This window comes from Lysinibacillus sp. Ag94 (genome assembly GCF_023242215.1).
Lineage (GTDB): Bacteria > Bacillota > Bacilli > Bacillales_A > Planococcaceae > Lysinibacillus.
Genome location: NZ_CP096780.1, coordinates 4,146,745 through 4,167,418, shown reverse-complemented (window position 1 = coordinate 4,167,418; position 20,674 = coordinate 4,146,745). Strand labels below are relative to the sequence as shown.

20 protein-coding genes and 1 pseudogene are annotated in these 20,674 nt (G+C 37.5%); 16 read left to right on the top strand and 5 right to left on the bottom strand.

The window, feature by feature from the left end:
• Positions 1–473 precede the first annotated feature (473 nt).
• Positions 474–2,417 carry an ABC transporter ATP-binding protein gene (locus MY533_RS19650; protein ID WP_248717274.1) on the bottom strand — a complete coding sequence of 648 codons (1,944 nt, stop codon included), beginning with the start codon at positions 2,415–2,417 and terminating at the stop codon, positions 474–476.
• 726 nt (positions 2,418–3,143) lie between these two features.
• On the opposite strand from MY533_RS19650, the gene MY533_RS19645 reads away from it, so the two are divergent.
• The 3 genes from MY533_RS19645 (at position 3,144) to tatC (ending at position 4,957) form a co-directional block, all read left to right on the top strand.
• On the top strand, positions 3,144–3,779 hold the full coding sequence (locus tag MY533_RS19645; protein ID WP_132364235.1) for a redox-sensing transcriptional repressor Rex: 636 nt from the start codon (positions 3,144–3,146) through the stop codon (positions 3,777–3,779).
• A 152-nt stretch (positions 3,780–3,931) separates the two neighbouring features.
• Complete coding sequence (locus MY533_RS19640; RefSeq protein WP_132364233.1) at positions 3,932–4,117, top strand: twin-arginine translocase TatA/TatE family subunit; 186 nt, start codon at positions 3,932–3,934, stop codon at positions 4,115–4,117.
• Between the two features lie 18 nt (positions 4,118–4,135).
• Positions 4,136–4,957 (top strand): twin-arginine translocase subunit TatC, encoded by an 822-nt coding sequence (gene tatC / locus MY533_RS19635; RefSeq protein WP_132364231.1) that lies wholly within the window; start codon positions 4,136–4,138, stop codon positions 4,955–4,957.
• A gap of 101 nt (positions 4,958–5,058) precedes the next feature.
• Here tatC and MY533_RS19630 read toward each other — a convergent pair whose 3' ends face one another.
• The gene (locus MY533_RS19630) at positions 5,059–5,823 is read right to left on the bottom strand and encodes a CPBP family intramembrane glutamic endopeptidase (protein WP_248717273.1); all 765 of its coding nucleotides are present in this window, start codon (positions 5,821–5,823) and stop codon (positions 5,059–5,061) included.
• A 173-nt stretch (positions 5,824–5,996) separates the two neighbouring features.
• On the opposite strand from MY533_RS19630, the gene groES reads away from it, so the two are divergent.
• From groES to MY533_RS19615, 3 genes are all read left to right on the top strand, one after another.
• A complete protein-coding gene (groES, locus tag MY533_RS19625) occupies positions 5,997–6,281 on the top strand; it encodes a co-chaperone GroES (RefSeq protein ID WP_049667833.1) in 285 nt (94 codons plus the stop codon).
• A gap of 285 nt (positions 6,282–6,566) precedes the next feature.
• Entirely contained in the window at positions 6,567–8,198 is a 1,632-nt protein-coding gene (gene groL / locus MY533_RS19620) for a chaperonin GroEL (RefSeq protein WP_132364227.1), read from the top strand.
• Between the two features lie 52 nt (positions 8,199–8,250).
• Positions 8,251–8,406 carry a hypothetical protein gene (locus MY533_RS19615; protein WP_248717272.1) on the top strand — a complete coding sequence of 52 codons (156 nt, stop codon included), beginning with the start codon at positions 8,251–8,253 and terminating at the stop codon, positions 8,404–8,406.
• A gap of 32 nt (positions 8,407–8,438) precedes the next feature.
• On the opposite strand, the gene MY533_RS19610 is transcribed toward MY533_RS19615, so the two are convergent.
• Positions 8,439–9,131, bottom strand: coding sequence for a hypothetical protein (locus MY533_RS19610; RefSeq protein WP_248717271.1), 693 nt, complete (start codon positions 9,129–9,131; stop codon positions 8,439–8,441).
• 175 nt (positions 9,132–9,306) lie between these two features.
• Here MY533_RS19610 and MY533_RS19605 point away from each other — a divergent pair, with 175 nt between their 5' ends.
• From MY533_RS19605 to MY533_RS19580, 6 genes are all read left to right on the top strand, one after another.
• Positions 9,307–9,480 carry a hypothetical protein gene (locus MY533_RS19605; RefSeq protein ID WP_248717270.1) on the top strand — a complete coding sequence of 58 codons (174 nt, stop codon included), beginning with the start codon at positions 9,307–9,309 and terminating at the stop codon, positions 9,478–9,480.
• Entirely contained in the window at positions 9,473–9,736 is a 264-nt protein-coding gene (locus MY533_RS19600) for a hypothetical protein (protein ID WP_248717269.1), read from the top strand. Before MY533_RS19605 ends, MY533_RS19600 begins: the two co-directional genes overlap by 8 nt.
• Before the next feature lie 231 nt (positions 9,737–9,967).
• Positions 9,968–11,305, top strand: coding sequence for an AAA family ATPase (locus tag MY533_RS19595; protein WP_248717268.1), 1,338 nt, complete (start codon positions 9,968–9,970; stop codon positions 11,303–11,305).
• A complete protein-coding gene (locus tag MY533_RS19590; protein WP_248717267.1) occupies positions 11,298–12,029 on the top strand; it encodes a hypothetical protein in 732 nt (243 codons plus the stop codon). Before MY533_RS19595 ends, MY533_RS19590 begins: the two co-directional genes overlap by 8 nt.
• Positions 12,030–12,247: 218 nt before the next feature.
• Positions 12,248–13,537, top strand: a complete 1,290-nt coding sequence (locus MY533_RS19585) for a glycoside hydrolase family 18 protein (protein ID WP_248719256.1) — start codon at positions 12,248–12,250, stop codon at positions 13,535–13,537.
• A 250-nt stretch (positions 13,538–13,787) separates the two neighbouring features.
• The gene (locus MY533_RS19580) at positions 13,788–16,019 is read left to right on the top strand and encodes an S-layer homology domain-containing protein (RefSeq protein ID WP_248717266.1); all 2,232 of its coding nucleotides are present in this window, start codon (positions 13,788–13,790) and stop codon (positions 16,017–16,019) included.
• A gap of 159 nt (positions 16,020–16,178) precedes the next feature.
• Here MY533_RS19580 and MY533_RS19575 read toward each other — a convergent pair.
• Positions 16,179–16,629: pseudogene (locus MY533_RS19575) on the bottom strand (transposase); the annotation flags it as partial.
• A gap of 452 nt (positions 16,630–17,081) precedes the next feature.
• Between MY533_RS19575 and MY533_RS19570 the strand changes: the two are divergent.
• From MY533_RS19570 to MY533_RS19555, 4 genes are all read left to right on the top strand, one after another.
• Entirely contained in the window at positions 17,082–17,516 is a 435-nt protein-coding gene (locus tag MY533_RS19570) for a MarR family winged helix-turn-helix transcriptional regulator (protein WP_248717265.1), read from the top strand.
• Positions 17,517–17,565: 49 nt separating this feature from the next.
• The gene (locus MY533_RS19565) at positions 17,566–18,549 is read left to right on the top strand and encodes a ring-cleaving dioxygenase (RefSeq protein ID WP_248717264.1); all 984 of its coding nucleotides are present in this window, start codon (positions 17,566–17,568) and stop codon (positions 18,547–18,549) included.
• Positions 18,550–18,624: 75 nt separating this feature from the next.
• On the top strand, positions 18,625–19,242 hold the full coding sequence (locus MY533_RS19560; protein WP_248717263.1) for a nitroreductase family protein: 618 nt from the start codon (positions 18,625–18,627) through the stop codon (positions 19,240–19,242).
• 61 nt (positions 19,243–19,303) lie between these two features.
• The gene (locus tag MY533_RS19555; RefSeq protein WP_248717262.1) at positions 19,304–19,846 is read left to right on the top strand and encodes an NADPH-dependent FMN reductase; all 543 of its coding nucleotides are present in this window, start codon (positions 19,304–19,306) and stop codon (positions 19,844–19,846) included.
• Positions 19,847–20,012: 166 nt separating this feature from the next.
• Here MY533_RS19555 and MY533_RS19550 read toward each other — a convergent pair whose 3' ends face one another.
• Positions 20,013–20,609 carry a biotin transporter BioY gene (locus tag MY533_RS19550; RefSeq protein ID WP_248717261.1) on the bottom strand — a complete coding sequence of 199 codons (597 nt, stop codon included), beginning with the start codon at positions 20,607–20,609 and terminating at the stop codon, positions 20,013–20,015.
• Positions 20,610–20,674 lie beyond the last annotated feature (65 nt).

Here is a 20,674-nt window from a genome sequence, read left to right as displayed (position 1 = left end):
ACTGAGGCATAATTGATTATAGAAAAAGAGGTGTTTTAGATTTGGTTCTAAAATACCTCTTTTTGCTTTTGTGAAAAAATTGTTGAGAAAATAGTGTCTATAAGAAAATTTGAATTCGATCAGTTGACAAATTTTTCAGAAAATTATCCACAGGTAAGGTAGAAATAAAACAGCGAACATCCGTACTTATGCACAAAATGTTGATAACTTGTGCATAACTTGTGATTATTCAATATATAGTAGCCTATTTTGCACAAAATAATGTGAATAAAATATTTTTGAATTGTGGACAATGTGGAAAAGTCTGTTGATATGTTGGTATTACTAGATTTATAGTGTGTATAAAGTTGTGGGCATTTTTTGTCGAAAAATAGCACTTGACCAATATATATGAAAAAACAACGCGAGTAAAGTAAAAAGCCATGCGACAAGGCACATGGCTTTATAAGTTTTATTCCATCTCAAGAGGGATGTTATAAAATAATATTTTCAAGTTCTTCACTTAGCTCGAGCCATTCTATTTCGAATAACTCATACTGTTCCTTAGCAGTTGATAATTCCTCTTGAAGTTGTGTAATTTTTTCGTGGTCTGTGAATATCTCAGGATCGCAAAGAGCTTCTTCTAAGCGAGCTATTTCAAGATTTACTTGCTGCATTTTTCCTTCTAGTTCCTCAAGCGTGCGTCTAATTTGGCGCTCCCGTTTTTTAGCCTCTTTATCAATTTTAGAGGTAGAGATCTTCTCGGATACATCAGCTTGTATTTGCGGTTGAGCGGCAGCCTTCATTTGTGCTATTTCCAGTAGTTCTTGTTTCTTTTCAAGATAATAATCATAGTCACCTAAGTACTCAAAGGAACCATCGCCGGATAGTTCAATTACTTTAGTAGTGATTCGATTGATGAAATACCGGTCATGCGATACAAATAAGAGCGTTCCAGGATAATCGATCAGTGCATTTTCTAGTATCTCTTTACTATCTAAGTCTAAGTGATTGGTAGGCTCATCAAGAATTAAGAAATTTGCCTTTTGCATCATCAACTTAGCTAATGCAAGTCTAGCCTTTTCTCCACCAGATAAAGATGACACAATTTTATCTACATCATCTCCACTGAATAAGAAACGGCCTAGCACCGTGCGAATATCTTTTTCATTCATTAAAGGCCATTCATCCCATAGCTCTTTTAGCACACTTTTATTGCTCGATAGCTTGGCCTGCTCCTGATCGTAATAACCAATTTGAACATTTGTACCATAGCGAATTTCTCCAGAGAGTGGTAGTAAATCTTTGACGATGGTTTTTAATAAAGTTGATTTACCAACACCATTAGGTCCAACAAGTGCAATACGGTCTTCTCGGAAAGTACGCAATGTGATGCCGCTTGATATTTTCTTATCACGATAACCTATAGCTAAGTCATCAATAGATAATACATCGTTTCCACTTTGGCGCTCAATTGTAAAACCGAAGCTTGCTGATTTTTCATCACCATCAGGGGATTCCATCCATTCTGTTCGTTCTAGCATTTTACGACGACTTTGTGCCATTTTAGTAGTAGAAGCACGAGCAATGTTTTTTTGAATAAATTCCTCAAGCTTGGCCTTTTCATCTTGCTGACGTTCATAAAGCTTCAAATCACGCTCATAGTTTTTCGCTTTTTCATCTAAATAGGCACTATAATTGCCGGTATATTTTGTGACGCGATGACGAGAGACTTCGTAGACAATAGAAACAACCTGGTCTAAGAAGTAGCGGTCATGGGAAACAATTAGGATAGCCCCTTCATAGCCTTTTAAATATGATTCCAACCAAGAGAGGGTATCAATATCTAAATGGTTAGTAGGCTCATCGAGTATTAATAGATCAGGTTTACTTAACAGAAGCTTAGCAAGCGCTAACCGAGTCCGTTGTCCCCCTGAGAGTGAGCTAATTGGCTTTTCGTAATCATTAGGATAGAACTGCATGCCATGAAGCACAGAACGTGTATCAGATTCATATTGATAGCCACCTGCATCCTTAAAATTATGCTGCAAATGATCGTATTCAGACATTATTTTTGCATATAAAGTAGGATTTTCATAAACAGCAGGGTCGGCCATTTGTTGTTCTAATGATCGGATTGCCTGTTCCTGGGTAATAAGCGGCTCAAAAATTGTCATCATTTCATCCCAAATCGACAATGTTGAGTTTAATCCAGCATGCTGCTCTAAATACCCAATTTGTATACCTTTAGGGATAATAATATCGCCAGAGTCATAGGACATTTGACCAGCGATTATTTTAAGTAAAGTGGACTTACCAGCACCGTTACGACCTACTAATGCAACGCGGTCACGATGTTGAACCTCTAATTTTACGCCACTTAAAATTTCATCTGCAATAAAGGATTTATATAGTTGATTGACCTGTAAAACAATCATTCTTGACACCTCAATTCTACCTTAGTGTAATAGATGTGCGATTGCCTTGCAATGTCGATGCTTTACTTATTCCAAGCTGTCATGTAAGATTGAAACGATTTCTCTTTAGTTAGTGGCGTAAAAGCGCCATTAACTAAAGAGAAATCCTCCAGTGAATAGTATAAACTTAGAAATATTAAGCATGTATCATAAATGGTTCATCACCAAAAGTTGTGGATGACTTTTGTTAAAACGTCTATAAATAGTTGATTTCCGTTCCGACTGGGCAACTCCTCGGGGATCAGCGATAGAGGAACGAAGGCTAAAAGCATCACATCCTGTCATAACGCCTCCGTGACCAACATCGTGTTGGGCAGAGACCTTGCAGCGCAGTGAATTTTTTCTGTGTGAAAGCGTAGTGTTAACGCAGCGTCAGCAACGAATGTTTTCTGTAGCGAAGCGAAGCGTCAGCAACAAATGTTTTGACTGTGCGAAAGCGAAGCGTCAGCAACAAATGTTTTGACTGTGCGAAAGCGAAGCGTCAGCAACAAATGTTTTGACTGTGCGAAAGCGGAGCGACAGCAACAAATGTTTTGACTGTGCGAAAGCGGAGCGACAGCAACAAATGTTTTGACTGTGCGAAAGCGGAGCGACAGCAACAAAGTGCCCCTCGGAACGGAAAAAAACCACACGTTTTGGTGATGATCCTTATAAAGAGAATTTGATACATTATAAGGAGGAAAAAGTTTGAAACAAGAATTAAAAATTCCACAAGCCACTACGAAAAGACTTCCTCTTTACTATCGATTTATCCAAAACTTTGCACAAGAAGGCATGGAACGTATTTCGTCGAAGGAACTGAGTGAAGCTATGAAAATTGATTCTGCAACTATTCGCCGTGATTTTTCTTATTTCGGTGCTCTTGGGAAAAAGGGATATGGCTATGATGTGCAGCATCTCTTGAAATTCTTTAGTCAAACGCTCGATCAACATGAAGCCACAAAAGTAGCGTTAATTGGTGTAGGGAACTTAGGTAGTGCTTTATTAAAATACAATTTCCAAAAAAATCATAATACCCATATCGTTGTGGCATTTGACTCAAAGGCCCCGAAGGAAGGGAAGATGATTAGCAATATTCCTGTTTTTCATCCTGATTTATTGGAAGAAAAGTATGCAGAATATGGAGCGGAGCTTGCAATTTTAACAGTTTCACCACGCTCTGCACAGAAAATGGCTGATAGATTAGCAGTGATGAATGCAAAAGGAATTTTAAACTTTACGCCAGAGCGTATTACTGTACCAGATAAAATGCAACTTTTAACAATCGATTTGTCAGTAGAATTACAGGCACTCATTTATTTAATTCGTAATCAGGAAGAGTGATAATTGTACATAATTTAACTTCTTTCAGTGAATGTTATTTGTACCGAATATGAGATAAAATGTGAGAATGACGAAAAACTTTCACATATTATTAGTTAGCAAAATGGCGAAATATGCGTTAAAATGATGGATATAAAGAGGAGGTGGCTGTAATGGGTCCAATAGGTCCAATGAGCCTCATTATTATCGGAATTGTCGCATTACTAATTTTTGGTCCTAAGAAGTTACCAGAGCTTGGTAAAGCATTTGGTTCAACATTACGTGAATTCAAAAATGCTACAAAAGGATTAGCCGACGAAGATGATGATGACAAGAAGAAGAAAGAACTAGATAAGTAAAGTTAGGATGTTTGAGGAATGAATCCAAAAGATCTAACTGTCATTGAACATATAGAAGAATTAAGAAAACGGCTTTTCATTGTTGCCGTTTTCTTTGTTCTTGCTATGGTTGCTGGCTTTTTTGTTGCAAAGCCGCTTGTTAAATACCTTCAAAGTACTGGAGCGAATTACAATATAGAACTCCATGCATTTGATGTAGTAACACCACTGGCAATTTATATCCAAGTTATTTTTTTAATATCGTTTATCCTATCTTCGCCGGTATTGATGTACCAATTGTGGGCTTTTATTAGCCCGGGACTTAGGGACGTAGAACGAAAAGCAACCTTAAGCTATATACCGTATTCATTTTTATTATTTTTAGCAGGATTGTCCTTTTCATATTTTTTACTATTCCCTTATGTCATAAAGTTTATGATGAATTTATCAAACGAATTGGAGATTCAACAAACGATTGGCATACATGAATATTTTTCGTTTTTATTTAAGCTTACAATACCATTTGGTTTCCTTTTCCAATTGCCGATAGTAGTCTTGTTCTTTTCACGCATTGGGATTTTATCTCCTGAGCTACTAATTCGTATTCGTAAGTATTCATACTTTGGTTTATTTGTATGTGCTGCTTTAATCGCACCGCCTGAATTAGCTTCACACTTAATGGTTTCAGTACCGTTATTTATTCTTTATGAAATTAGTATTATGATTTCCCGTGTTGGCTATAAGAAATACTTAAAATCAGAAGAAATGCGAATGAAGGAAGAGCAAGAAGCTGAACAAAAACGCCAGGTCGAAGAGGCACTTGAACAGCAACGACGTCAAATCGAAGAATTAAATCAATAATAATAGAAGCTCGATGCCAATTAGCAGCATCGAGCTTTTTCGTCGTTATAAATAGCTAGGTTCAACTAGAAATCGGCGGTATGCAAAAAATTCACTAATTTTTATTGCATTTTTTCTAGTTGTTCAAGAAACTTTTGCAGTGGTTCAGCATACAATTGTACAAGCGTCACAAAACCATTCAGCATGACGTGGGCGATAATGGACGTCCAAATGCGTTTTGTTTTGTGATATAAGAAGGCAAAAATCAATCCGCAAATTGTATAAAGCAAGATATGTGTGAAGTCGAAATGAATAAGTGCAAAGAAAATGGCACTTATTATACCGGCTATCCAGAAATTGGTCGTTTGGACAAGCGATCCGAAAATAACACGGCGGAAGACGAATTCTTCTAATATTGGCCCAAACACGACAATCGCTAATATCGCAATAGGAGCGCCTTTTGCAATAGCTACAATATCAGCTGTGTTTTGCGATCCACCTTGGATACCGAATACAGCCATTTCGATAGCTGCGCCAATCATTTGGCCGAAGAAAACTAAGAAGAAACCGATAATTCCCCACATAATTGACAGTGGTATAGTTTCTTTTTTTCCTTTATAAATATCCCAAAACGCTTTATCGCGGGATGTTAGGATTAAGCTTAAAATTAACGCAATGGCAAAGCTAAGTGCAATATACCAGCCTTGAGTAAGGGGAGCAGCTTGCCCACTAGGTAAACCAGTTGTACTCATAACAAGCTTGTGAAACGGTTTTGCCAGTAAGATCCCCGATATTTGCATGAGGATATAGATCAGTAAAACATAAAGAGCTGTTTTTTTATGTTTATTTATTTTTTGAGAATTGTTCACAGTCAAAATCCTTTCCATTCATTATGCTACCTTTCTATTGTAGAGGAATATGGAAAGAAAACAAAATTTTTCGAAGTTCTGACTTGCAAAAAAAAGTGTGATTGATTATCATAATAATTGTATTAGCACTCGACTAGATAGAGTGCTAATAAACTTTCAAGTATATAATTAATTATAGGAGGTTGTTTCACTTGTTAAGACCACTAGGAGATCGTATTGTAATCGAACTAATCGAGGTAGAAGAAAAATCTGCATTCGGTATTGTACTGCCAGACTCTGCAAAAGAAAAACCGCAAGAAGGTAAAGTTGTAGCAGTTGGGACGGGTCGCATTTTAGAGAACGGGCAACGTGTAGAGCTTGACGTAAAAGTTGACGACCGCATTATTTTCTCTAAATACTCTGGTACAGAAGTTAAATATGAAGGTAATGAATACCTAATTTTACGCGAAAGCGATATTCTTGCAATTATTGAATAAATTAAAACTTTTAAAGATTCATCACATTTTATAAGTTGATTGAAGTGGAGGCTGGGCGACTCCTAGGGGATCGGCAATATAGATTTTAGACCCCGGTGCGAGCAACGCGAGTGAAGTATGCCCAGTCGGAACGAAAATCAACCATACACGTTTTAGTGATAATCCCTTTGAAAGTAAATGCCTAGTAATTGTCACAGATAGATGGCAATGACTGTATGGCGAAAATTTCTTATAAATATATTGATGAAGCTTAACGAATATTCCATTTCAGGAGGGTAAATTCAAATGGCAAAAGATATTAAATTCTCAGAAGACGCTCGTTCATTAATGTTACAAGGTGTAGATAAATTAGCAAACGCAGTAAAAATTACATTAGGGCCTAAAGGTCGTAACGTAGTTTTAGAAAAAAAATTCGGTTCACCACTTATTACAAACGATGGTGTAACAATTGCAAAAGAAATCGAGTTAGAAAACCCATTCGAAAACATGGGGGCAAAATTAGTAGCAGAAGTTGCTTCTAAAACAAATGAAATCGCTGGTGACGGTACAACAACTGCAACAGTATTAGCACAAGCAATTATTCGTGAAGGCTTGAAAAACGTTACAGCTGGTGCAAACCCTGTAGGCATTCGTAAAGGGATCGATAAAGCAGTTGCAGCAGCCCTTACAGAATTACACGCTATTTCTCGTCCAGTTAGCAACAAAGAAGAAATCGCACAAGTTGCGGCAATCTCTGCTGCTGATGATGAAGTAGGGCAATTAATTGCAGAAGCAATGGAACGTGTGGGTAACGATGGTGTTATCACAATTGAAGAATCTAAAGGCTTCACAACAGAGCTTGATGTAGTTGAAGGTATGCAATTCGACCGTGGTTATGCATCACACTACATGGTAACAGATACAGATAAAATGGAAGCGGTATTAGATAACCCATACATTTTAATTACTGATAAAAAAATTACAAACATTCAAGAAGTATTACCATTATTAGAACAAGTGGTACAACAAGGTCGTCCACTATTAATCATCGCTGAAGATGTTGAAGGTGAAGCTCTTGCAACACTTGTAGTGAACAAGCTTCGTGGTACATTCAATGCTGTAGCGGTTAAAGCGCCAGGATTTGGTGACCGTCGTAAAGCAATGCTTGAAGATATCGCAATTTTAACAGGTGGTCAAGTAATTACAGAAGAATTAGGCTTAGACCTTAAATCAGCTGATATTACATCACTTGGTCGCGCTGCGAAAGTTGTTGTTACAAAAGACAATACAACAATCGTAGAAGGTGTTGGCGGTGCAGATGCAATCGAAGGCCGTATTGGTCAAATCCGTGCTCAGCTTGCTGAAACAACTTCAGAATTCGATAAAGAAAAATTACAAGAACGCCTTGCAAAATTAGCAGGTGGTGTAGCAGTAATCAAAGTTGGTGCTGCAACAGAAACAGAACTAAAAGAACGTAAACTACGCATTGAAGATGCTCTGAACTCAACTCGTGCAGCAGTTGAAGAAGGTATCGTATCAGGTGGTGGTACGGCACTTCTTAACGTATATGCAGCAGTTGAAAAAGTGGCAGATGCAGAAGAAGGCGACGTAGCAACTGGTGTGAAAATTGTTCTACGTGCTTTAGAAGAACCAGTCCGTCAAATCGCAAACAACGCTGGTCTTGAAGGCTCAATTATCGTGGATCGCCTAAAACGCGAAGAAATCGGTGTAGGCTTCAATGCTGCAACAGGCGAATGGGTAAACATGATTGAAGCGGGCGTAGTAGACCCAGCGAAAGTAACTCGCTCAGCTCTACAAAACGCAGCATCTGTAGCAGCTCTATTCTTAACAACAGAAGCAGTTGTAGCAGACATCCCAGAAGCAGCTCCAGCAATGCCAGATATGTCTGGTATGGGCGGCATGCCAGGAATGATGTAATCAACGGCTCCAGCCAAAAAAATCACTTCTCCATTTGAGAAGTGATTTTTTTATGTTTAGCGAATATTTTTTAGTAATCGCTGATAAAAACAGCAAAATCGCTGATAAACCTCTGACAATCGCTGATAACCCCCCAACAATCGCTGATAAACCTCCAACAACTGCTGATAAAGATACAAACCTGCTAATAAAAAACTCCGAAAAGTAGCTTAAAGTTACTCTTTTTGCTTCAGCCTAAAATTAGGGGGAAATATAAGAGATTAGAGCATAATCTATTTCTTCTCCTGCTTGAGTTGATAATTGCACAAGTAAAGATTCTTCGTTATTTGAGGGATGTATAGCGCTTGTTTTTATAGTAATCACTTGAACACCGGTTCTTCTCGGGTTTCCAACAACGACCACCTGATTCCCTAATGTATAAACTGCTGTTATATCAGTTTGGAACGCGACAATATATAAATCTAAATCCGTTTTATTTTGAAACATTGGAATCGTGAATCCCATATTTTGTTCAAAGTCGTACCATTCAGAGAGAGCAATATCGTAATTCGTAAATAGTCGATGCAGTGCATAATGAATTCTAGTTGGAACATAGCTCCACCGACCGATTGAGCTATGCCAATATTTTTCATAAGCCGGTCTCTTGTAGCCAGGATTATTGACGATCACTTCATACGGAATTGTATTGCCATTCTCTATCACCTGTGAAAGTGTAACAAATTTTGATGGGGGAGATAATTCTGGAAAAGGAGGATCAGCAATTGTTTGGGGTTTTATCGGCTCAAGGCTTTTTAAACGGTTTTCTAGACCTTTTATTTGCGCTTTAAGTCCATTTGATCTACTCGATTCTTTTGCATCGAAAGAAGCTACAATGCCCAAATTAATTAATATTAGGCTAATCATACATAAAGTTATTTTTTTTACGTTACACATAGTTGCACCTCTCCTATACTGTGCTCATTAAATGAGCGAATATGTAGGATGGCTGAAAATTTTATAGACATGTTTTCACTTCCTGTCCTATTAAACAATAAAAAGGCAATCCATTTGTTCGTATTTGAACTTCTGGATAGCCTTTTTTGCTACAGTCATTTTTTGGACTTCCAATATGCAAATCTACATGCCTGGTAGGTTAAAGCCTGGTAAACCTGGTAAGCCAGGATATTGTCCGCCTGGGAATGGCATCGGACGTGGTGGATATGGTTGTGGCGGATATGGCATCGGACGTGGTGGATATGGTTGTGGCGGATATGGCATCGGAGGACGTGGTGGGTATGGTTGAGGCGGATATGGCATCGGAGGACGTGGTGGGTATGGTTGTGGCGGATATGGCTGCGGAGGACGTGGTGGATATGGTTGTGGTGGGCGTGGTTGCGGAGGACGTGGTGGATATGGTTGTGGTGGGCGTGGTTGCGGAGGACGTGGTGGATATGGTTGTGGTGGACGTGGCTGCGGAGGTCGCGGTGGATATGTCTGCGGAGGTCGTGTCGGAAACTGTGATGGGTTTAAAGATGGATAAGGGCTACCAGAAGGCATAGTAGGGTGAAACGGAATGTTAACATCAAGATCTTCGGGATTAAATCCAGGATTGATCAATGAAACACACCTTTCTTCGTTTTTTTCTAACATATGCCTACTATTAGGATTGTCATAGGCATTAAACTAGAAGAATGATCGATAAAGTATGGTTGATTAAAATAGAAAATGTTATAAAATATATCAAATTTAATTATAATAGAAGAAAATATCATTAAAGGATGTTTATATAAATGCCCATTATAAAAATCAAGAAAATAAAAGTACAAAATTTACGAAATGTCCGTCATGGTGAAATTATATTAGCGGTAAATTTCGAGACATTCCTTAAGCCAAATGTTGTAGGTTTATACGGACAGAACGGTTCTGGAAAAACAACTATTGTTGATGCATTCGGCTTGTTAAAGGCACTTATCTCCGGTTGGATGGCTGAAATTAAATTACCATCTCAGGAAAAGAAATTAATTATGGCAGGGGAGGATACGGCAAGTATTGAGTTCGAGTTTTTAGTAGAAAATCAATTCGGCACATTTTTTCTCAATTATTATGTAGAGTTACAAGAAGATGGAAAAAGACTGTACACAACGCTTGAACGTATAACTTACAGAGAAAACGAGAAAGGGAAGCGTTCAAAGGTTTTAATTAATGTTACAGAGAAAGACATACAACTACGTAAAGTATATCTTTCTGATATGAATGAAAAAATGCGTATCCAATTACTAGTCATACATCAATTGTCTAAAAAACAATATATGTCCTTTGTCTTTCACAAAGATTTAAAGCCGTTATTACAGGATAGGTTGTCGGAGCTAGAAATGCAATTGCTTCATAATTTAGCAATAGATTTTAATCGTGATTTACATGTTGTTAACAATCAAAATATCGCACCATTATTTGAAGAGCGCAGTATGCCTTTTAGCATCCATCTCGAAAAAACTCGTGGTTCTATCCCATACAATTTGAAGGGGCCAGCATTATTGCCAGAGGACGCATTTTACGTGTTATGTGAAGTAATAGAGCAAAGTAATCAAGTATTATCAGCGATTATTCCAGGTCTCTCTATAAAGATTAATGTACTTACAAAACAAACTATGGATAATGGGGAAAAAGGAATACGTTTTGAATTTTTATCGCAACGAGGGGAGCGCGAATTACCATTAAGGACAGAGTCAGAAGGGATTTTGAAAATTATATCTGTACTCAGTGTGCTCATTGGGGTTTATAATAACCCAAATGCTTGTGTCGTAATAGATGAATTAGATTCTGGTGTTTTTGAATATTTGTTAGGCGAGTTGTTAACAGTGATTGATGAGGGCGGAAAAGGTCAACTTATTTTTACGTCTCATAATTTACGTGTGTTAGAGGTGCTAGCTATTAAAAATTTATGGTTTACGACAACGAATGAGGACCGTCGTTATATACAGCTAAAGGGTATTAAAGAGGTAAATAATGCTCGAGATGTTTATTTACGTGCGATTCAGTTGGGCGGACAGGATGAAGATGTTTATAAAGAAACAAAGACATTTAAAATTAAGCGTGCCTTTAGAAAAGCGGGTGTCCAGCGTGACTAAAAAAGTTCTTTTAATTATTGTGGAAGGGCATACGGAGCAAATTATTTTAGAGGATTTTCTAGATGAACATTTTACAAATTCAACGATTCGCTTCGATGTACAACGGGAAGATATTTTAACGAAGTGGGATGCTAATAAACGGATACCTAATATTAAAAATAGTGTGACACGAGTGATTCAGAACTATTTGGAGAAGTATAAGTTTTTAGCGAAGGATTTAACCGCTGTCGTTCATATTACTGATGCAGATGGTTGTTTCATAGCCCCTGAATTTGTCAAGGTAAAGGGAGATATTGAGCAAAATTTATTCTATACAGAAGATGCAATATTAGTGAAATCAGAGAAGCGTAAGGAACAAATCGAACAACGAAATGAAATGAAGGCGAATAATGCTAAAATCCTTATGGCAAATGATCATTTTAGCATTCATCGATTAAGAATACCGTATCAGCTATTCTATTTTTCTACAAACTTAGAGCATGTACTATGGAATGAGCGTAATGAAATAGCGACGGAAAAGGTGCAAAAGGCCGATGAATTTATGGAAAGTTTATCGAGCTCCATAGAAGAATTTTTAAAAGAATATCTCCCAGTTAACCCAGAGCTACCGTATAAAGATAAAATGAAAATGAGTTGGTCATTTTTAATGGAGGGCTGTAATTCGTTACAACGCGGAACGAATGTACCGTTATTATTTGAAATGATTAAATCGGATATACAATAAAGTGAGTGTTGACCAGTAGTGAAAATTGAAGCGTTAGCAACGACAAATATAGAGGAAGTTTAGACGCTTGCTCACCAAAAAAGGTCCTTTCGTTAGAATAAGCGATGGGTCTTTTTTCGTTTTAGAGAATCTATTCTTACTGAGTAATGACATCTTTTCATTTCCTAATTCATAAGCTTTACAGGTGTGATTTTATCAAGCAAGAAGGAGGCATTGACATTCAAATACATGTTGTACGGGCAGGGGAGTCCTTATGGGGTATTGCGAAGTCATATGGGACAACAGTTCAAAATATTGTAGATGCCAATCAAATTCCTGAACCAAATCGATTAGTTATAGGGCAAGCTCTTGTAATACCGATTGTCGGAAATTTCTATTATGTGCAGGCAGGAGATAGTCTATATTCAATCGGCCAACGCTTTGGCATTAATTATTTAACACTTGCTCAGGTGAACAATATTAATCCGAATCAACCGTTATCGATTGGTATGCGACTTTATATTCCACCTCAACCAAAAACAAGAGCTGAAACATTGGCATATTTAGAGCCGAGAGGGACATTCGTTAGTGAGGCATTACTAAGTCAAGCAAGAGAAGCGGGTCCATTTTTAACTTATCTAGCTTTATTTAGCTATGAGGCAAGACGAGATGGAACGCTTAAGGTGCCACCGAGTCAAGGTGTGGCACAAATTGCAAATGATACAGGTGCTTCTCTAGCAATGGTTATCTCGAATTTGGAGAATTTTAGTTTTAGCGGCGATTTAGCGAGAGATATTTTTCAAAGTACAGCCGTACAGGATTTGCTCTTTAATAATATTCTTGAAGAGGCAAAGCGTTTAGGAACTGTTAAAGATATTCATTTTGATTTTGAGAATTTGCCGGGCGATCAACGACAGGCGTATAACAATTTTTTAAGGAGAGCAGTGAGTCGATTCCATCCTCAGGGATATACCGTATCGACAGCGCTAGCTCCGAAAACAAGTGCTACTGAGCGGGGTCCGTGGACGGAGGGGCATGATTATAAAGCACATGGAGAAATAGTGGATTTTGTTATGTTAATGACATATGAATGGGGCTATTCTGCAGGGCCCCCTATGGCAGTATCGCCACTTCCAGAGGTAGAAGCGGTTGTTAAATATGCAGTAAGTGAGATACCTCGGAACAAAATTATACTTGGACAGAATTTATATGGGTATAACTGGACATTGCCTTTTGTGCAGGGGGGGCCTAATGCAGAAGCAGTTAGTCCACAAAGAGCAATCGAGATTGCTAAGAAATATAATGCTGCTATTCAGTTTGATTTGAGATCTCAAGCACCGTTCTTTGAATACTACGATGAGCAAGGTAAAGCACATGTGGTATGGTTCGAAGATGCCAGATCCATTCAAGCGAAGTTCAATTTAATCAAACGGTACAGACTCCGAGGGGTAGGCTATTGGAAGTTAGGTCTACCATTCCCTCAAAATTGGTTATTAATTGGGTCCAACTTTGATGTAGTAAAGAAATGAGGATTTTTTGAGTGAGCAACCAAGCAATTTTGCCTTGGCGTAATTGTAGCTGTCGCTTTGCTTTCGCTACAGAAAATATTTGCGGCTGACGAATCGCTTTCGTACAGAAAACTTTGCTGAATGAAGATAAAATAGCGCTTTCTTTATGTTCATTCTATTTCACGATAAAATCGAATAATCTGAAAATGTCATATCAATTTATGGTAATCTATACTATAATTATGGTAAATGATAATCTAGGAGGGATATTTTGGGTAAATTTAAAAAGTTAGGTATTATATTAACGTCTACTGCATTTTCTGTTAGTGTACTTTCGCCAATGGCACAAGCTTCGGCAAATGTAAAAGAACCACAAGAGAGAGTTGCAATTCAAGTTTCTTCAACAGAAACAAAAGTAACAAAAAGTATGCTTATTAAGCAATTGAATACAATATTCCCAGACAAATTCAATTTTGTAACAGAGAAAGATTTCTCAATGGGGGAAGCGCATTACTTTAATGATGACAAAACGATACGCTATGAATTGAACTTTAATAAAACAATCAATGGCAAAGACGTTTATGGTGATTTTACTTTTAAAGGCGAAGACTTGGAATTAGAAAATTTCTACTATCAGCCTGTTAATATAGCGGAAGCATTGTACCCGGTGAAATATTCAGAGGGTGAAGCAAAGAAAGTTGCCCAAGACTTCCTAAAGAAATTGCCTAGCACTGCGAATTACAAGCTTCGTGAGGACAATAGATTTGGTGACTTTGGTTTTAGTTTTAGTAGACCTTTATCTGAACCAATTTCGTATTCATTTATGTACTCACCTACACACAATGGTGTGTCACTTAGTAATGAGTTTATCCAAATTACAGTTCTAGCAAATGGTGAAGTTACAAATATGTATCGCAATGCTGGACTAACTAGCAAGGCAACTTTTGATAACTTAGATCAGAAAAAGAATGAGTCAGAAATCCTTGCACAGGTTCGTGAAAAACTGTCAGTTGACTTACGTTATATAGTTGACTATAACTACCAAACAGGCGAAGCGATTGCTAAGCTTGTGTATATGCCACCAACAAGCTTTAATGGTGTACATGCAATAAATGGGCAATGGCAAACAATGAATGGTTTTACTTCTCAAGTACCGAAGACAAAAGGTGTAGAAAAACTTGCAGCGCAACCACTTGCACCTAAGAAAAATGGTATTACATTAGCAGAAGTTGAAGAGTTAGCTAAGTCTATTTTAAAAGTTGATACAGACAAAGCAAAGCTACAAATTCATTCGGTTAATGAAAGAGAAAATGAAAATGGCGAAACAATCTATTATGTGAATTATATGTATGATCTCGGTAATTACGGCACAGGTAGTACACTTGAAGTGAACAAGGCAACAGGTGAAATTATAAACTACTGGAATACAAGTAGAGAATTCGTGCAGACAGATGATAAAGTAGAACCAATTTCAAAAGATGCTGCGTTAGCAAAAGCGATAGACTACTTAAAAGAGTGGTCTCCGTCATATATTCATAATTATTCAAAACCACTAGAAGATGCAATATATGATAAAGACAACAAACAGTATTACTTCTCTTTCCCACGTATTGTCAATGGCATTGCCGTAGCAGGGGATGAAATTTCCGTAGGTATCAGTGCTGATGGGAAATTAAGTTCTTTAAATGTTAATTATCGCAAGATTGATAATTGGCCGTCTGTAAACAAAGCTATTTCTGCTGATAAAGCAAAAGCAACATTCAATGAGGGGCTGAAATTGGAGCTACAGTATGCAAAACAGGATGGCGAGGATAATCACCACTATGATTTAGTATACACTCCGGTTTATAATGGAATTTTGTTCAATAGTATTGATGCAACAACGGGTGAATGGCTTCAAAAAGTTGGTGATACGAAAGAAAAACCTGCCATTTCGCATCCAACAGCTGGAGGAGAATTAACTTATTTATTACACCAAAATGTGTTAGAGGTTAAAGATCCAGCAAACTTTAATGCTGATACAGCTGTATCAAGAGGAGAAGCTTTGAAAATTTTAGTTAAATCATTATCATACGGATATGATTTCAATCCGTTTGGAGGAGAAAACGTTAAGCAATCCTTCAAAAATATTGACAAAAAGCATCCATTATACGGAATCGTTGAACAAGCTGTAAGTATGGGCATTTTACAACCGGCGGATCAATTTGCAGTAGATACAGCATTGACTCGTCAAGAGCTTGCCGAATGGTTAGTTCGTGTACTAAATTTAGAGAGTGCTGCTAAGCATAGTGACATTTACAAATTAAACTTTACGGATGCAAGCTCAATTGACCCAGCGTACGCAGGTTATGTTGCTTTAGCGAGTGCAATGGGACTAATTGATGGACAGCAAAATAAATTCAATGCTACTGAGAAAGTGACGTATGCAGATTTGGCTGTATCTACGGTTCGTCTAGCAAAGGCTGCCTTTGAACAAAACGGCAACGGTCGTCATTACTATTAATAGTCGATAATTTATACATGAAAGGGCATCCCCTGATTTTAGGAGGGCATTGAAAAACATACGTTTTCATAAAAGCGAACCTTTCTCAGATAAAAATAAGGCATTTCTTGTTCAATTTTGAACAGGAAGTGCCTTATTTCTGTCTCTATTCCTTATTCCTTATTTATTTTCGTTTAATAGCTTTAATATCCGTTTTAAATTGACAGCGAATATCGTTGTAGCACCTTGAATTTCCATGCCAAATAGACCCGCAGTCGATGCCGTATCGTACCCGTGTCCGTTTTTAATTCACTATTCTTCGCTTCTACTTTGTAGCGATTTGCGGCTAATTGCTTAAATGCTTCCGTATTTTGAAATGCCTCTTGTTCGGCATGTGTATCCGACTTAATTGTGACAGAATATGTTTTACTTTTTGCGCCTTCTTTATAACAGCCATCTCTCATTGGACATACTTTGCATTTTTCAATGTCAAAATAATATGACTCATACTCGATCCTTTTTTGCCCGTACGTGCTTTTCTTGTCGCGGGATGACCGGCCTTACAAACAAACATTCCAGCGTCTTTATTAAACTCAAACTTGTCTTCTTCTTTTCGTGGTCCTTGTGTTAAATTAAGGGTTTCTTGATTTGAAATCATCGGGGGCACTACCTGCACATTAATTCTTTTATTATAAAGGAAAGCGTGACTAAAATAATAGTGTGATACATTGCGTTGTTTGGAGAAGCATCGCTCGACTCCTGCGGGAAAGCGAGACAGACGAGACCCCGCACGAAGCGAAGCGTAGGAGGAGGCTCGGCGCTCGCCCGCGGAAAGCGAGCGGAATGCTTCGGAAAACAACAGTAGAGTCACAGTGCCAAATGAAAAAAGCGAGGTATTCAACGATTTACTCGTTTAATACCTCGCGATGTGAGAAGATATAGACTTTTTCAGTGCCCTCGATTTTAGGGGGATGCCTTTTTGTGTGATTACAGTAAAAAGGATTGCTGATTAGCATCTTATATGTTATTATTATCTCGAATTAGAGATAATTGAATTCGAAGTAAATGAAAAGAGGGAGTCGTATGAGGGAAGACAATCGTAATTTAAAAGCTTTTACGGTCTTGTTCCGAGCATATCAAACGATTCAAGATGCAACTAAGAGAGATTTACTTCAATACGATTTAAATCAAACTGAATTTTCGGTACTTGAGTTTTTATATCATCATGGTGAGCAAGCAATCCAAGTAATTGGCAAGAAAATTTTAATTGCAAGTAGTAGTATTACGTATGTTATTGATAAGCTTGAACAAAAAAACTTTGTGTATCGACGTGCTTGTCCAAGGGATCGTCGTGTCACATATGTTTTATTAACATGCGAAGGACAAGCGTTGATGGAAGATATATTTCCGAAGCATGAACAAAAAATTAACGAGATTTTTGAAGTATTAGATCAACAGGAGATGGACACAATGACCCTGTCTTTGAAAAAGGTTGGTTTGAACGCAGTTAATAAATAAAAAACTTTAGGCAATATCTCGAAATCGAGATAAATAGGAGGGACATAAAATGAATCATTTAAAAGGAATTCACCACGTTACCGCTATTACAAGTAGTGCGGAAGAGAATTATAAATTTTTTACTTATGTATTAGGGATGCGATTAGTGAAAAAAACGGTTAATCAGGATGATATTCAAACATATCATTTATTTTTTGCAGATGATAAAGGTAGCGCAGGCACGGATATGACATTTTTTGATTTTCCAAACATTCCAAAAGGTGTGCATGGAACAAATGAAATTTCTAAAACTTCATTCCGCGTGCCAACAGATGCGGCATTGGACTATTGGGTAAAACGTTTCGATCGATTAAATGTTAAACATTCAGGTATTAAAGAGCAATTTGGCAAGAAAACTTTATCATTCGTCGATTTTGACGATCAGCAATATCAACTTATTTCTGATGAAAACAATACAGGTGTTTCATCAGGCACTCCATGGCAAGATGGACCGATTCCTCTTGAATATGCAATTACAGGCTTAGGTCCGGTTTTTGTAAGAGTTGCTAATTTTAAATATTTTAAAGAGATGCTAGAAAAAGTGATGCTCTTTACAGAAATCGATGAAGAAGGGGATTTCCATCTGTTTGAGGTTGGTGAAGGTGGGAACGGTGCACAAATTGTTGTAGAGCTTAACACAGTTCTACCAGTAGCTCGTCAAGGCTTTGGTACAGTACATCATGCTGCATTCCGCGTAGAGGATCGAACTGTACTAAATGAATGGACTGAACGATTTGAAAGCTTTGGCTTCCATACTTCAGGTTACGTAAATCGTCACTTCTTTGAATCACTTTATGCACGGGTAGCACCCCAAATTTTATTTGAGTTAGCTACTGATGGCCCAGGGTTTATGAGTGATGAGCCTTATGAAACTTTAGGTGAAAAATTGTCGTTGCCACCATTTTTAGAGCCAAAGCGTGCACAAATTGAAGAACTTGTCCGTCCAATTGACACTGTAAGAAGTACGATTACGTTCGATAAAGAATATGAGTAAAACTTTTTATCCCATTCAGCAGAGTGACTCAAGCTTCTGCTGAATGAAAATTACATATGAGTGGAGGTCAGTTAGATGGAATTTTCAAAGCTAATAGATAAGCGTCGCTCTGCGAATAACTTTATAGAGGACATCAAGATGAGCGAAGAAGATATACGTCCCATTTTGGAAGATGTTAAGCTTGCTCCTTCCGCCTTTAATTTACAACATACTAATTATATCGTTGTATTAGATGAAGAAAAAAAAGAAAAAGTACGAGAAGCTGCATACGGGCAATATAAAGTACATTCAGCCTCAGCGGTTATCCTTGTATTAGGAGATAAAGAAGCCTATAAAAATACGGCTAACCTTAATCAAGGGATGGTAGACTTAGGTATTATTAATGCTTGTGAATTAGAAAATATCGTCAATGAAAACGCTAAATTTTATGAAGAACGTGGCCAGGAATTTATGAAGGAGGAAGCAATTCGTAACGCTTCACTTTCAGCTATGTTATTTATGCTGGCAGCCAAAAATCGTGGATGGGATACATGTCCAATGATCGGCTTTGATCAGCAACAAATGAGAGCTCTTTTTAATATTCCAGAAACACATGAGATTGCATTAATGATTACTATAGGTAAAGAAAAAGAAAGTAGTCGCCGTTTGCGTGGTTACCGTAAACCGGTTGAGGAATTTGCAACCTATTATTAGGACGGTATAAAATAAAACTGTCTACAAATAATAAAATTAATGCACATTTAGGAGGAATATTGTGAAAGTAGTAGCAATCGTAGGTAGTATCCGTAAAGAATCTTATAATATGCAATTAGCGAAATTTATCCAAAAGCGTTATACAGGGAAATTTGATCTTGAAATATTAAGTTTGAACGATTTACCAATGTATAATCAAGATATCGAAAATGAAGCACCACAGCCTGTACTTGATTTTAAAGCACAAGTAAAAGCGGCGGATGCGGTTCTTTGGTTAACACCAGAATATAATGGTACAGTGCCAGGTGTTATGGTTAACGCCATCGATTGGTTATCTCGTGTTGATAAAGTAATGATTGGCAAGCCATCATTCATGATGGGGGCATCAATGGGTAACTTAGGTACTGTTAAAGCACAATTACATTTACGAGATATTTTATTCTCACCTGGAGTAAATTCACCATTACTTAGTGGTAATGACGTTTATATTGGAGCGGTACACACTAAATTTGATACAGAAGGCAATTTAACAGATGAAGGTACTATCAAATTCCTAGATGTAGTTATTGATAACTTCTTAAACTGGATGAAAAAATACGTTTAAAAATAAAAAAATGTCCCATAAGTATGCAATAAACTTATGGGACATTTTTTGTTTGTTGGATTTAAAATAGAGCGACGGATAGAAGAGCCAAGCGCTTAAAGCGAAGCGTCAGCTACAAAGCGCCCAGCCGGAACGGAAATCAACCCCTCGTTATGGTGATAAGCCTTTATCTAATCGGAATTATTTTTAATACTTTTTGAAGGCGGTATGCAAAAATGCCTGCAAATATAGCTAAAATAATATCCTTTGGCAAAGGAGGCATCATCCAAAGCCATGCCATTTTATAAGTGAAAGCATCGGGAGCACTAGCCCATAGCTTGTAGGCAAAGTACATCCAATTTGTTCCTAGTAAGTAATTAATGGCTGTTGCCACTAATGCAGCAACCACATAGCTTTTTTTCGTTCCACTACGTTCTACAATAAGCCCCGCGACAAATGCAGCTAATATGAAAGAAACAATGAAACCAAAAGTAGGGCTAATAATTTGACCAAAGCCTCCGTTGAAACGAGCAAATACAGGTGCACCTGCTAACCCTATGCACATATAAACAGTACAAGCAAGTACCCCTTTTCTACTACCAAGAATAAGTCCTGCTAAAATAGCAAAAAACGTTTGCATTGTGAAAGGTACGCCACCAATCATCATGAAAGGTACAATAGACGTGATATTAGCTCCTATCATCATTAATGTTGAAAATAGTCCAATGTATGCAAGATCGACAGCTCTTAATTTGTGATGTGTATGTTCCGCAACTGTTGTCATTATTTCACCCCTAAAAGTAATGCTAATAGTAGTGTAAAAAAATAAACACTTTGTGTCAACTTAAT